13 protein-coding genes are annotated in these 13,590 nt (G+C 70.7%); 7 read left to right on the top strand and 6 right to left on the bottom strand.

The features are described from left to right. A partial coding sequence (locus FM069_RS15965; protein WP_143489364.1) for a Tim44 domain-containing protein occupies positions 1–680 on the top strand: 680 nt, incomplete at its 5' end. A 64-nt stretch (positions 681–744) separates the two neighbouring features. Here FM069_RS15965 and FM069_RS15960 read toward each other — a convergent pair. Together FM069_RS15960 and FM069_RS21640 are read right to left on the bottom strand one after the other, a co-directional pair. Further along, positions 745–1,563: an arylamine N-acetyltransferase family protein gene (locus FM069_RS15960; protein WP_178106775.1), complete on the bottom strand. Its 819-nt coding sequence runs from the start codon at positions 1,561–1,563 to the stop codon at positions 745–747. Positions 1,564–1,595: 32 nt separating this feature from the next. Further along, positions 1,596–2,048, bottom strand: coding sequence for a GNAT family N-acetyltransferase (locus FM069_RS21640; RefSeq protein ID WP_178106773.1), 453 nt, complete (start codon positions 2,046–2,048; stop codon positions 1,596–1,598). 303 nt (positions 2,049–2,351) lie between these two features. On the opposite strand from FM069_RS21640, the gene FM069_RS15955 reads away from it, so the two are divergent. Next, a complete protein-coding gene (locus FM069_RS15955; protein WP_143489362.1) occupies positions 2,352–2,888 on the top strand; it encodes a hypothetical protein in 537 nt (178 codons plus the stop codon). Positions 2,889–2,957: 69 nt separating this feature from the next. Further along, the gene (locus FM069_RS15950; RefSeq protein WP_143489361.1) at positions 2,958–3,365 is read left to right on the top strand and encodes an SMI1/KNR4 family protein; all 408 of its coding nucleotides are present in this window, start codon (positions 2,958–2,960) and stop codon (positions 3,363–3,365) included. 30 nt (positions 3,366–3,395) lie between these two features. On the opposite strand, the gene FM069_RS15945 is transcribed toward FM069_RS15950, so the two are convergent. Together FM069_RS15945 and FM069_RS15940 are read right to left on the bottom strand one after the other, a co-directional pair. Beyond that, complete coding sequence (locus tag FM069_RS15945) at positions 3,396–5,156, bottom strand: cation:proton antiporter (RefSeq protein ID WP_143489360.1); 1,761 nt, start codon at positions 5,154–5,156, stop codon at positions 3,396–3,398. Between the two features lie 129 nt (positions 5,157–5,285). Continuing rightward, a complete protein-coding gene (locus FM069_RS15940) occupies positions 5,286–6,050 on the bottom strand; it encodes a GntR family transcriptional regulator (protein ID WP_143489359.1) in 765 nt (254 codons plus the stop codon). Positions 6,051–6,235: 185 nt separating this feature from the next. Here FM069_RS15940 and FM069_RS15935 point away from each other — a divergent pair, with 185 nt between their 5' ends. From FM069_RS15935 to ybaL, 4 genes are all read left to right on the top strand, one after another. Further along, entirely contained in the window at positions 6,236–7,627 is a 1,392-nt protein-coding gene (locus tag FM069_RS15935) for an aspartate aminotransferase family protein (RefSeq protein WP_143489358.1), read from the top strand. A gap of 44 nt (positions 7,628–7,671) precedes the next feature. Then, a complete protein-coding gene (locus FM069_RS15930; RefSeq protein WP_143489357.1) occupies positions 7,672–9,063 on the top strand; it encodes a glutamine synthetase family protein in 1,392 nt (463 codons plus the stop codon). Between the two features lie 81 nt (positions 9,064–9,144). Further along, positions 9,145–9,642 carry an acyl-CoA thioesterase gene (locus FM069_RS15925; protein ID WP_143489356.1) on the top strand — a complete coding sequence of 166 codons (498 nt, stop codon included), beginning with the start codon at positions 9,145–9,147 and terminating at the stop codon, positions 9,640–9,642. A 205-nt stretch (positions 9,643–9,847) separates the two neighbouring features. After that, the gene (gene ybaL, locus FM069_RS15920; RefSeq protein ID WP_143489355.1) at positions 9,848–11,545 is read left to right on the top strand and encodes a YbaL family putative K(+) efflux transporter; all 1,698 of its coding nucleotides are present in this window, start codon (positions 9,848–9,850) and stop codon (positions 11,543–11,545) included. Positions 11,546–11,569: 24 nt separating this feature from the next. On the opposite strand, the gene FM069_RS15915 is transcribed toward ybaL, so the two are convergent. Together FM069_RS15915 and FM069_RS15910 are read right to left on the bottom strand one after the other, a co-directional pair. Further along, positions 11,570–12,112: a copper chaperone PCu(A)C gene (locus FM069_RS15915; RefSeq protein ID WP_143489354.1), complete on the bottom strand. Its 543-nt coding sequence runs from the start codon at positions 12,110–12,112 to the stop codon at positions 11,570–11,572. Between the two features lie 74 nt (positions 12,113–12,186). After that, positions 12,187–13,578: a PepSY-associated TM helix domain-containing protein gene (locus FM069_RS15910; protein ID WP_143489353.1), complete on the bottom strand. Its 1,392-nt coding sequence runs from the start codon at positions 13,576–13,578 to the stop codon at positions 12,187–12,189. Between the last annotated feature and the right edge of the window lie 12 nt (positions 13,579–13,590).

Genomic DNA, 13,590 nt, shown 5'->3' with positions numbered 1-13,590 from the left:
GCCCCACCGCCCCGGGCCGCACCCCGGCCGCCGGCGGTGCCTCGCGCTGGCTCGGCCCTCTGGCCGGCCTCGCCGCCGGTGGCCTGCTGGCCTCGATGTTCATGGGCGATGGCTTCCAGGGCCTGCAGTTCTTCGACATCCTGATCTTCGGCCTCATCGCCTTCGTGCTGTTCCGCTTCCTCGCCGCGCGCAAGCGCCAGCATCAGGGCCAGCCCCTGGCCGCCGGCCCGTTGCAGCGGCAGATGCCCGAGGCCCAGGCGCCGATCTTCGGCAGCGCCGCGCCGGTCGCCCGCCCGGCCGTCAACGCCCCGGCCTGGTTCGACGAGCAGCGCTTCGTCGAGGCCGGCCGCGAGCACTTCATGAACCTGCAGCAGCACTGGGACGCGGCGGAGATGGACAAGATCGCCGAGTACGTCACCCCGCAGGTGCTGGCCTTCCTCAAGGAAGAGCGCGCCAGCCTGGGCGATGCCTACCAGTCCACCTACATCGACAACCTGCAGGTGCAGCTGGACGGCGTCGACGAGCTGGCGGACAAGACCGTCGCCACCCTGACCTTCAGCGGCCTGTCGAAGAATTCGCGCTTCGACCAGGGCGAAGGCTTCAGCGAGAGCTGGCGGATGGAGCGTGAACACGGCGACAACCAGCCCTGGCGGGTCGCCGGTATCCGGCAGAACGCCTGATCGGCGGCATGAAAAAACCCGGGCGCTGCCCGGGTTTTTCGTAGGTGGGATCGGGAAACTGGGGTCAGTACGCCTCGGTCAGCAGTGGCCCGAGCCGCTCCACCACCCCGGGCAGGTGGCGCACCCGCAGGCCGAACGGGCCTTCCAGCAGGTCCAGCAGCTCGCCGACGTTGGCGATCGTGCGGGTCTGCTTCTCCTCGCCCATCGTCTGCCGGCTGTAGCGGCCGTTGAACAGGCTGTGGCGCACCCCCGGCAGCGCCCGCGCCACCATCAGGTCGTTGACGAACAGCGACGCCGGGCAGTGGGACAGGTACCAGCTGGCGAGCCGGTAGTCCACCTCCAATTGCTCGCTCAGGTCGAAGCGGTAGAGGGTCTTCCACTCGTCGCAGGAGAGGCCCTGCAGGGTGTAGCCCTCGCCGTCCTGGAGCAGCCGGAAAGGCTCGTGGGGGGTTTCCTGGACCACGTCCGGCACCAGCCGCAGCGGGCCGGTGGGGGTCAGGCCGCCGAAGCCGACGTCGACGATGTACTCGCCGTCGTCGAGGCTCACCAGGATCAGCATGTGGGTGCGCGGGGTCGGCGGGGCGTCATCCGCCAGGTTCCAACGCACCCGCCCGGCCAGGCCGCGGGCGCGGAAGCCGAGGGTGTGCAGCATGCGCAGGAACAGCAGGTTCTGCTCGTAGCAGTAGCCACCGCGCTGGTCGCTCACCTGCTTGTCCAGCAGCGCCTGGGGGTCCAGGTCCACTTCCATCCCCAGCAGCGGCGTGAGGTTCTCGAAGGGGATGCTGGCGATGTGGGCGGCCTGCAGCGCGGCCAGGGTGTCCAGGGTTGGCGCGCAGTCACCGGTGTGGCCGATGCGCTGCCGGTAGAGATCGAGAGGCTCCACGAAAGGGGTCACTCCTGTAGGATGCGCCGCGTTCAGGGGCGGCGCATGCCGATGTGGGGGATGTCGTCTTCCAGGTAGACGCCGGTGACCGGCTCGAAACCGTAGCGGCCGTAGTAGGCCTGCAGGTGCGCCTGAGCGGAGAGGTAGACGGGGTGGCCGGGCCAGCGCTCGGCACAGGTTTCCAGGGCGCGAGCCATCAGTCCGTGGCCGAGGCCCTTGCCGCGGGCGGCGGCGTCGCTGGCGACGCGGCCGATGACCACCTCGCCGTCGTGGCGCGCCGGGTCCAGCAGGCGCAGGCAGGCCAGCAGCGTGTCGCCTTCCCAGGCGGTCACGTGGCAGGTGTCTCCCTGCAGGTCTTCGCCGTCCACATCCAGGTACGGGCACTTCTGCTCCACCACGAAGACCCGGGCACGCAGCGCGAGGATCGCGTAGAGCGTGACCTTGTCGAGCTCGCGGTGATGTTGACTGAGCCAAACGATCGCCATGGGGGCTGTCCTGCCTGTGCGGGGAACCGGGGTCGATGGTAGGAGGTCGACGGGCAGGCGTCGAGCCACCCGCGGGCGAAAAGACGCGACACTTGACCGCAGGGTGTCACCACAGGTTAACCTTCGGTACGCGACAGGACGTAACCGGACCGCACGAGCGGACGGCGCACACGCGAACCCGCGACAGACATTAGGGACGAACGATCATGAGCCAGGCATGGCACTCCACCCCCGACGCCCACGTGGCCGGGCTTCTCCACCCGACGTACGGCGCCCGCGCCGGCCGGTCCTAGGGAGGCGCCCATGGCCATTTCCCTGCCGACCACGCGCCGCCTCGGCCTGCTGGTGCTGCTGCTGGCACCCCTGGGCCTCACCTCCTTCGTCGCCACCGAGCGCGTCGAGGCCACCCGGACCATCTTCCCCGGCCAGCCGCGCCACGCCGCGCCGTCCATCGACGACCGCTTCCGCGACCCGCGCCACGACCTGCGCCGCCTGCTGCTGGAGGCCCGGGCCAACCGCCACACCAATCACTTCTGCCTGGTGGCCTACGTCTGGCCGGACGGCACCTCCCGCGCCGCGGTGCACTGGCTGGAGGGCAAGCGGCTGATTCCCTGGGCCGGCGAGAGTGTCGACGCCAAGACCGGCGGCACCCGCCAGGACGACCTGCTGGCGGCGCCCTACATCGATCTCACCCGCGACCTGGTGGACACCCCCCAGGAGCAGGCCGGGGAGAGCTATTACCACCTGCGCGCGGACGCCGAGGGCACCCTCGAGGACTGCCGCCAGCACGGCGTGCACTACACCATCCCGCCCTTCCGCCAGTACACCCAGGCCTTCTGAGCCACGGCGGGGTTCGTCGCGGCGCGGCGCCTGGGGTATAAAGCGCGTCTGAACGGGAGGGCCTTGGCCGTGGAAGAAGTCATCGAACAGTTGCGTGAAGTGAACGAGCCGGTGCCGGTGCCGCTGGAGCTGCCGGACGACGACCTGCTGGTGGAGATCGAGGAACAGCTGCTGATCAACCTGCCCTTCGAGCTGCGAGAATTCCTGCTCAAGGTCAGCGACGTGGTCTACGGCCGGCTGGAGCCGGTCACCGCCACCGACCCGCAGTCCCACACCTACCTGCCGGAGGTGGCGGCCAACGCCTGGGACGCCGGCTTGCCGCGCGACCTGCTGCCCATCTGCCAGGACGGCCGCGACTACTACGTGGTGGACATCGAGGGCCAGGTGACCCTGTGGGACGGCGACGACGGCGAACTCACCGAGGAGACCTGGGACTCGGTCTGGCACTGGGTGCGGGACGTGTGGCTGGCGGACTGATCCACCGCTGCCGCCGGCGCTCTGCCTGCCTCAGTGGGATGGCGGCTCCGGGCGGTCCAGGGTCTCCATCAGGGCGATCTGCATCCGCGAATGCACGCGGATCAGCCAGCGCCAGAGCAGCGCGCTGACCCCGGCGGCCAGCAGGCCGATCACCACCAGCAACTCCAGGGTCGGCAGAATGCTCGCCGAAAGCGGCATCAGCAGCAGCACGATGCCCCCCAGGGACAGCAGCGGAATCACCTCGGCGACGATCCGCCGGACCCGGGCGGTGTGGCGCCCGGCCTGGTCGGGGCTGACGCTCATCTCCGCCAGCAGCAGCGACAGCGCCTTGAGCTTGCGGTAGGCGGCGATCAGGAACGGCAGGGAAACCAGCAGTGCGCCGCCCCAGATCAGTGCCTTCTGCAGGTTCTCCTGGCCCACCCAGGGGTCCAGGCGCAGGGCCAGGGAGTCGGCGAACCAGGCGCTGCCGAGGAAAATCGCCACCACCAGCGCGAAATTGATCCCGATCTGCAGCAGGATGCGCCGGATCATCTTCGCCAGCACCGCGCTCTGGCCCTGGGGCTGGATGCTCCGCAGCCAGTCGCCGTAGTGGCTGAAGACCCGCGCCACCCGGGTCGGCATCACCCGCGCCAAGTAGCGGCTCAGGGGGTCGGCGGCGCGGATCTGGTAGGGCGTGCTGAGGGTGGTGATGGCCGACACCGCCACCACGATGGGGTAGAGGAAGTCGCTGGTGACCCCCAGGGTGGTGCCCAGGGCGGCGATGATGAACGAGAACTCGCCGATCTGCGACAGGCCCATGCCGACCCGCAACGAGGTGCGCCCGTCGTTGCCGGCGAGGAATGCGCCGGTGCCGCAGGAAATCATCTTGCCGAGGATCACCGCGCCGGTGATCACCAGGATCGGCCAGGGGTGCTCCAGCAGGATCGACGGGTCGATGGTCAGGCCGATGGCGACGAAGAAGATCGCGCTGAACAGGTCGCGCACCGGCTCCACCAGCCGCTCGATCTGCGGCAGCTGGCGCGACTCGGCCATGATGGCGCCCATCAGGAAGGCCCCCAGCACCATGCTGTACTGCAGCTTGGCCACCAGCAGGCAGAAGCCGAAGCACAGCCCGAGCACGGTGATCAGCAGCATCTCGCTGCTCTGGAAGCGCGCCACGTAGGCCAGCAGCCGCGGCACCAGCAGGATGCCGATGACCAGGGCGACGATCATGAACAGGGTCAGCCGGCCCACCGTGCCGGCCACCTCGCCGGCCTCCACGGTGCCGCTCACGGCGATCCCCGAGAGCAGGGCGATGATGCCGATGCCGAGGATGTCCTCGACGATCAGCACGCCGAAGATCTGCTGGGCGAAGCGCTCGTGCTTCATCTTCAGGTCGCCCAGGGCCTTGACGATGATGGTGGTGGAGGACATGGCGAGGATCGCGCCGAGGAAGATCGCGTCCATGTGGGTCCAGCCGAAGAAGCGGCCGATCTCGTAGCCCAGCCAGACCATCAGGACGATTTCCATGAAGGCGGCGAGGAACGCCGTGGAGCCGACGCTGGCCAGCTTGCGCAGGGAGAACTCCAGGCCGAGGAAGAACATCAGGAAGATCACCCCCAGCTCGGCGAGGATCTTGATGGTTTCCTCGTCGTGGATCAGGCCGAAGGGTGGGGTATGGGGGCCGATAATGAAGCCGGCGACGATGTAGCCCAGCACCACCGGCTGGCGGAAGCGGTGGCAGAGCACGGTGACCACGCCGGCGACCAGCATGATCACCGCCAGGTCCTGGATGAAGCTGATGGCATGCATGGCGGGGCTCCTCGGTCCGGGGTGGGGCGACCGGCGGTTGCCGGTCAGCGGGAGCGTACCATCGCGTCTTCGCGCCTCCGGCGCAGGGCAACATGTCGAAACAGTTGCCGCACACCGGTGGCGGCCGCCTCAGCCCCTGGCTGCGCGGCTCGGTATGCCGAGTGCCGACGCAGACTGGCCGGGTCGGGTCCGGGTGGATGCGCCGCGACCCGCCCGGGCGGCGGCACCCGACTTGCGGGCCGGGGCATCCGCCTCCAGGCGCAGCAACCCCGCCAGGTACTGGCCGCAGTAGCGCAGGTCCTGCTCCACCGCGTGACGCACCGCCCGGGCGTCGCCGGTGCGCAGGGCGCGGCAGGCCTCGTCGTGGAAGCCGTTGAGGCGCAGGTTGAGGTCGGCCTCGGTGAACAGCCGGTTGAAGAACGGCCCCACCTGCAGCCACAGGGATTCGATCAGGCGCAGCAGCAGCGGGTTGTCGCAGGCGCCATAGAGGGCCAGGTGGAAGCGGCTGTTGGCCGCCAGGTAGGTGCGGATGTCCCGGCGCTGCAGGGCCGCGTCCATTTCCGCCACCTCCGCCTCCAGCTGCGCCAGGGCCTCGGCGGTCACGCGCGGGCAGGCCAGCTCGGCGGCCAGCCCCTCCAGGCTCAGGCGCACCTCGAACAGCTGGCGGAAGCGCGCCTCGGTCATCGGCGGCACCCGCACCGAGCGCTGCGGCTCGCCTTCCAGGGCGCCTTCGGCCACCAGCCGCTGCAAGGCGGCGCGCACCGGCATCGGGCTGGTGCCCCAGGCGCTGGCCAGGTCGCGGATCTTCAGCGCCTCGCCGGGCTGGAAGCGGCCGTCCAGCAGGGCCTGGCGCAGCGCCTGGTAGAGCCGTTGCTGCAGGTTGGCATCGGCCATCTCAGGCCTTCCCGGCCGGCGGCGCCGGCAGTTGCGACAGGGTCAGGCTGCAATTGCGCATGGCGCACCTCGTTCTGTGATCACGAAAGCGACAGATTAGCCCATCGCGGCCCCATTCGAAGTGGCTATTGACATTCTGTGATCACAAAACAACGATGGCGACTCCTTCGCACGAGGTGTTCAGCATGACCGCCAGTGGCATCGCCGACTCTGCCGTGGAAACCTTCGCCGCCCGCGAGCGGCAGCGTTTCCTCGCCGCCAACCCCGCCTCCGTGGCCCTCGCCGAGCGCGCCCGCCAGTCCCTGTTCGGCGGCGTGCCGATGCACTGGATGAGCGACTGGTCGACGCCCTCGCCGCTGTTCGTCCGCCACGCCCGGGGCGCGCGCTTCGTCGACGTGGATGGCCACACCTACGTGGACTTCTGCCTGGGGGACACCGGGGCGATGTTCGGCCACTCGCCGGCGCCCATCGCCCGGGCGCTGGCGGAGCAAGGAGCCGACGGCCTGACCACCATGCTGCCAGGCGAGGACGCAGTGGTGGCCGGCGAACTGCTCGCCGCGCGCTTCGGCCTGCCGTTCTGGCAGGTGGCGACCACCGCCACCGACGCCAACCGCTTCGTGGTGCGCTGGGCCCGGGCGATCACCGGGCGCAAGCGGCTGCTGGTGTTCGACGGCTGCTACCACGGTACCGTGGACGACACCCTGGTGCGCTGCCGTGACGGCCGCACGGTGCACCGCCCCGGCCTGCTGGGCCAGGCGCGCAACCTGGCCAAGACCAGCCGCGCGGTGCCGTTCAACGACCTCGCCGCCCTGGAAGCCGCCCTGGCCGGCGGCGACGTGGCGGCGCTGCTCTGCGAGCCGGCCATGACCAATATCGGCATGGTCCTGCCCGACCCGGGCTACCTCGACCAGGTGCGCGCCCTTACCCGCCGCTACGGTACCCTGCTGATCGTCGACGAGACCCACACCCTGTCCACCGGGCCCGGCGGCTGCACCCGCGCCTGGGGCCTGCAGCCGGACTTCATCACCCTCGGCAAGCCCATCGCCGGTGGCGTGCCGTGCTCGGTCTACGGCTGCACCGCGGAGATGGCCCGGGCCATGCACCTGGCACGGCAGCACGCCAGCCAGCACGGCGGCCACGGCCACAGCGGCATGGGCACCACCCTGTCGGCCAACGCCCTGGCCATGCGCTGCATGCGGGTCAACCTGGAACAGGTGATGACCGAGGCCGCCTACGCCCACATGCTGCCCCTGGCGCAGCGCCTGGCGGCCGGCTTCCGCCGGGTGATCGCCGGCCATGGCCTGGCCTGGTCGGTGACCGAACTGGGCGCCCGCTGCGAATTCCAGTTCTGCCCAACGCCGCCGCGCTCCGGCGCCGAGGCGGAGGCGGCCTTCCACGACGCCCTGCAGAGGGCCCTGCACCTGTACCTGATCAACCGCGGGCTGCTGATCACGCCGTTCCACAACATGACCCTGTGCTGCCCGGACACCACCGAAGCCGACGTGGCGCGCCTGGTCACGACCCTCGACGAGGCCCTGGGCGAGCTGCTGGCCCTGCCCGGCGCGCGCCTGGCCTGACCCGATCCCCGGGGCCGCGCCCCGGCCACCCACGAGTAGCCACCATGCGATTCGCCGATCCCCGGGAAGCCCGTGACTTCCTCGCCGCCCACCCCGAGGTGCGCAGCATCGAACTGTTCCTCATCGACGCCAACGGCGTGCCCCGCGGCAAGCTGCTGCACCGCGACGAACTGCTGGCGGTGTACGAGAGCGGCCGGCCGCTACCCAGCACCATCCTCGGGCTGACGGTCAACGGCGACGACGTGGACGAGACCGGGCTGGTCTGGGACGTGGGCGACGCCGACTGCTGGACCTACCCGCTGCCCGGCAGCCTGACCCTGCAACCGTGGCGCCACCAGCCCACCGGGCAGGTGCAGGTGAGCATGCACCCCGAGCACGGCCAGCCGGCCGCGGCGGCCGACCCGCGCCACGTGCTGGCGCGGGTGATCGAGCGGCTGCGGGCCGACGGCCACTACCCGGTGATGGCGGTGGAGCTGGAGTTCTACCTGCTGGACCGCGAGCGCGGCGCCGACGGCCGGCCGCTGCCGGCGCGCCAGGCCAACGGCCAGCGGCCCGGCGCCACCCAGGTCTACGGGGTCTACGAGCTGGAGCAGTTGCAGCCGTTCCTCGACGACCTCTACGCCGCCTGCGAGCGCCAGGGCCTGCCGGCGCGGACGGCGATTTCCGAATACGCCCCGGGCCAGGTGGAGATCACCCTGGAGCACCGCGGCGACGCCCTCCAGGCGGTGGACGAGGGGGTGCGCTACAAGCGCCTGGTGAAGGGCGTGGCCAACCGCCACGGCCTGCAGGCCTGCTTCATGGCCAAGCCGTTCGGCGACCTGGCCGGCAGCGGCCTGCACCTGCACGTCAGCCTGGCCGACGCCGACGGCGCCAACCGCTACGCCTGCGACCTGGAGGACCTGGACGGCGCCGGCCACGGCACGGCGGCGACCCTGCTGCGCCACTCCATCGGCGGCATGCAGGCCAGCCTGCGGGAATCCCTGGCGCTGTTCTGCCCCCACGCCAACTCCTTTCGCCGCTTCCAGGCCAACAGCTACGCGCCCCTGGCCACCACCTGGGGGGTGAACAACCGCACCGTGTCGTTCCGCGTGCCGGGCGGGCCACGGGCCAGCCGGCACATCGAGCACCGCATCGGCGGCGCCGACGCCAACCCGTACCTGGCGGCGGCGGCGCTGCTGGCCGGGCTGCACCGGGGCCTTCGCGAACGCCTCGACCCCGGCACGCCGATCCGCGGCAACGGCTACGCCCAGGGCGGCGAACCGCTGCCCACCGACTGGCTCACCGCTCTGCGCGCCCTGGAGGGCTCGGCCTGGGCGCGGGAGGCCTTCGGCGAGGACTTCCTGCGGGTCTACCTGGCCATCAAGCGCGCCGAATACCGGCAGTTCATGGGCGAGGTGGGCGAGCAGGACTGGCGTTGGTACCTGGTGCACGCCTGAGAAGGCCAGGCGGCGGCGCCATGGGCAAAGCGGCCGGGCCCGGCTAAGGTAGCCCGACCATCCCCCCGACGGAGCGCGCCCATGGAACCCGGCAACGCCGAACTGACGATGACCGTGCTGATGACCCCGGACATGGCCAACTTTTCCGGCCACGTCCACGGTGGCACCCTGCTCAAGTACCTGGATGAAGTGGCCTACGCCTGCGCCAGCCGCTTCGCCGGCCACTACGTGGTGACCCTCTCGGTGGACCAGGTGACCTTCCGCCAGCCGATCCACGTCGGCGAGCTGGTGACCTTCCTGGCCACGGTGAACTACACCGGGCGCACCTCCATGGAGATCGGCATCAAGGTGGTCACCGAGAACATCCGCGAGCGCTCGGTGCGCCACACCAACAGCTGCTTCTTCACCATGGTGGCCCTGGACGAGAACCGCCAGCCGGTGCCGGTGCCGCCCCGGGAACCGCAGACCGCCGAGGAGCGCCGGCGCTTCGAGCAAGGCCGCCAGCGCCGGGAGATCCGCCAGGAACTGGAGCAGCGCTACCGCGACCTGCGGGGCGCCGCGACCGGCCAATCGGCATGACACGTTCTGTTTAAAATTGAGCCGCTCTTTGCGGTAGCCCGCGATAGATAGGCTACCGCTATCACGCTACCCTTCCCGGACGCGGCCTCGCCGTCTCCCCACGGGTCCGCCCGTGAACCCCGCCGAACTCTCCCCCTCGCGCCATGGCCCAAGCCTTGCAGAGCCGTGGGAGCGTTCCCGGCGCGCACAGGAAGGAGCCCTCCCCATGCCCCATCACACTCCGCTCATCGCCACACTTGCCGTAGGCCTGGTGCTGGCCTTCATCTTCGGCACCCTGGCCGCTCGTATCCGTCTCCCGCCGCTGGTCGGCTACCTGCTCGCCGGCGTGGCGTGCGGGCCCTTCACCCCCGGGTTCGTCGCGGACCAGGGGCTCTCCATGGAAATCTCGGAAATCGGCGTGATGCTGCTGATGTTCGGCGTCGGCCTGCATTTTTCCCTCAAGGACCTGATGGCGGTAAAGAACATCGCCATCCCCGGCGCCATCGTGCAGATCGCCGTGGCCACCCTGCTGGGCATGGCCCTGGCCTGGGCCATGGACTGGACCCTGGGCGGCGGCTTGGTATTCGGCCTGGCACTGTCGGTGGCCAGCACCGTGGTGCTGCTGCGGGCCCTGGAGGAGCGCCAGCTGATGGACAGCCGCCGCGGGCGCATCGCGGTGGGCTGGCTGATCGTCGAGGACCTGGTGATGGTCCTGGCCCTGGTGCTGCTGCCGGCCCTCTCGGGCATGCTCGGCGGCCAGGCCGCGGAGGGCGACGGCAACCTGGTGTTCGACCTGCTGCTCACCCTGGGCAAGGTCACCGCGTTCATCGTGCTGATGCTGGTGGTGGGCCGGCGGGTGGTGCCCTGGGTGCTGGCCAAGGTGGCCGGCACCGGTTCCCGGGAACTGTTCACCCTCTCGGTGCTGGCCATCGCCATGGGGGTGGCGTTCGGCTCGGCCAAGCTGTTCGACGTGTCCTTCGCCCTCGGCGCGTTCTTCGCCGGCATGGTGCTCAACGAATCGGAACTCAGCCATGAGGCGGCGGAGAACTCGCTGCCCTTGCGGGACGCCTTTGCCGTGCTGTTCTTCGTCTCGGTGGGCATGCTGTTCAACCCGGCGATCCTGATCCAGCAGCCGCTGCCGGTGCTGGGCACCTTTCTGGTGATCGTCATCGGCAAGTCCATCGCTGCGGCGCTGATCGTGCTCGCCTTCCGCCACCCGCTGTCCACCTCCCTGACCATTTCCGCCAGCCTGGCGCAGATCGGCGAGTTCTCCTTCATCCTCGCCAGCCTGGGGGTGAGCCTGAAGCTGCTGCCGGACGAGGGCCGCGACCTGCTGCTGGCGGGCGCCATCCTCTCCATCACCATCAACCCGCTGCTGTTCCTCGCCATCGACCGCCTGCAGCCCTGGCTGGAACGCCGCGAGGGCCATCGCTTGAAGGGCGGCACCCACCACGCCAAGGAAATGGACCAGCCGCCGCCCATCACCGAGCGCGACCACGCGATCCTCATCGGCCACGGCCGGGTGGGCAAGCTGATCAGCGGCAACCTGCGGGAGCGCGGCATCCCCCTGGTGATCGTGGAGAACGACCGCGATCACATCGACGAGCTGCGCCAGCAGGGCTTCAGCGCGGTGCTGGGCAATGCGGCGCGCCAGGATGTGCTGGACCGCGCCGAGCTGGCACAGGCCCGTTGGCTGCTGCTGGCGATCCCCAACGGCTTCGAGGCGGGGGAGATCGCCCAGTACGCCCGCAGCGTCAACCCGACCCTGGAGATCATGGCCCGGGCCCACTTCGATACCGAGGTGGAACACCTGCAGCAGCGCGGCGCCGACCTGGTGATCATGGGCGAACGGGAAATCGCCCGCAGCATGATCGAGCACATCACCGACGGCGTTAACCCCCACGCCACCCCCGACGCCGCCTGAGGCCGGCGCCGGGGGGCGCGCCGGTCAGGGCTGGCCGGTGCCGTGGTCCATGCCCCCGTGATCCATGGCGCCATGGTCCATCCCCTCGTGGGCATGCCCCGAGTCGGCGGGCGCAGCGGGCGCCGGGGCGTCCTTCTGCACGGCGATGTCCACGGTGACGTCGCCGGCCTTCTGGAAATGCAGGGTCATGGGGAAGCGCTGGCCATCCTCCAGGGGCTGCTTGAGGCCGAACAGCATCAGGTGGTAGTCCCCCGGGGTCACTTTCAGCTCTCCGCCGGCGGGGATTTCCACGCCACCGTCCACCGCCTCCATCTTCATCAGGCCGTTCTGGTGGACGTGGCGGTGGATCTCCACCTTGTCCGCCCGCGGGGTGTCGGCGCCCAGCAGGCGGTCGGCCTGCTCGCCGTGGTTGTGCACCACCAGGTAGGCGGCGGCGGTCGGCGCCACGGCGGGCATCGCCCGGGCCCAGGGGTGGTCGATGTGCAGGGCGCCGGCCTGGTATTCGTGGGCCAGGGCGGCGGCGGACAGGCCGAACACGGCGGCCAGGGTCAGCAGGGTCTTGCGCATGGGAAGGTCTCCAGGGAATCGACAGGGAACGCGCCGGCGGCGGCAGGCCGCCGGGCGGGAAAGCAACGTCACGCTCATTCGGCCAGCGGCCGGTTGCCGGCCAGGCGCGCCAGCACCAGCCGGTCCAGGGCCCAGACCGCCAGCAGCGAGGCGCCCACCAGGGGGAACAGCAGGCCGAGCGCGACGATGATCGCCACCCCGCCCTTCCACAGCGGCAGCCCGTGGGGCAGCGGCGGCACGCCGAGGCGGCCCTGGGGCCGGCGCAGCCACCACATCGCCAGGCCGCTGGCCGAGCCCAGCAGGATCGCCAGGCAGACCACGGCCATCAGCGCCTGGTTGAGGGGGCCGAACAGCTTGCCCTCGTGGAGCATCACGCCGGTCTCCACGGTACGCGCCACCGCGCCGTAGTCGCGCCAGCGCACGTCGGCCAGCACCGCGCCGGTGTAGGCGTCCAGGTGCAGGGTGGCATCGTCGCGGGGGTCGTCGGCGAAGATCGCCACGGTGTACACGCCGTCGGCGGCCACCGGCAGGGTGATGCTGTAGCCGGGCACCACCCCGGCCGCAGCGGCGCGCTCCACCACCGCCTGCAGGCCGATGCGCGGCGGCGCCGGCTCATGGCCGTGGTCGCCGTGGCCGTCGCCGCCACCATGGCCGGCGTGACCGGCATGCCCCGTGGAGACCGGCAACGGGGTGTTCTCCACCGGCCAGGGCACGGTCTGCGCCTCGACCCGGTTCAGGCTGCCGGCCTGGGCCCCGGAGGTGGGCACCGCGTCCCACATGGCCGCCGGAAAGTGGTTCCAGGCGCCGGCGAAGGCCTTGCCCCAGAAACCGGTCCAGGTCATCCCGGTGAGCAGCATGAACAGCAGCAGCAAGGCGCCCCAGGCGCCCAGCACGGCGTGCAGGTCGCGCCAGAACAACCGGCCGCGGGCATTCAGCCGCGGCCACAGCACGCCCCGCAGGCCGCGCCCCCGGGGCCACCAGAGGTACAGGCCGGACACCGTCAGCACCACGCCCCAGCCGGCCGCCAGTTCCACCAGGCGGTCGCCCGGGGTCCCCAGCATCAGCTCGCCGTGCAGCGCCCGGGCCACCGCCTGGAGGTTGTAGCGGGCGTCCTGGGTACCCAGCAGGGTGCCGCGGTAGGGGTCGAGGAACAGGCTCAGCTCGCGGCCGTCCTCGCTCGCCACGAACTCGGCGCTGCGGTCCGCCGCCGGCGGCGGCAGGTACTTGCTCACCTGCGCCGCCGGACGCAGCTCGCCGACCCGCGCCAGCAGCGCGTCGGCGGACAGTGCCGGGCCCGCCGGCGCCACCACCCGCAGCTCGGCGTCGAGCCACAGGTCCAGCTGCGGCTTGAACAGGTAGACCAGGCCGGTCAGGGCCAGCAGCATCATGAAGGGCGCGACGAACAGGCCGGCATAGAAATGCCAGCGCCACGCCAGGGTGTAGAAGGACACGCGTCTGTCGCTCATGGAAAGGCTCCT

It is taken from the genome of Pseudomonas mangiferae, from assembly GCF_007109405.1.
GTDB lineage: Bacteria > Pseudomonadota > Gammaproteobacteria > Pseudomonadales > Pseudomonadaceae > Pseudomonas_T > Pseudomonas_T mangiferae.
The sequence above is the reverse complement of the archived record's forward strand: the minus strand, read 5'-3'. Positions and strand labels throughout refer to the sequence as shown.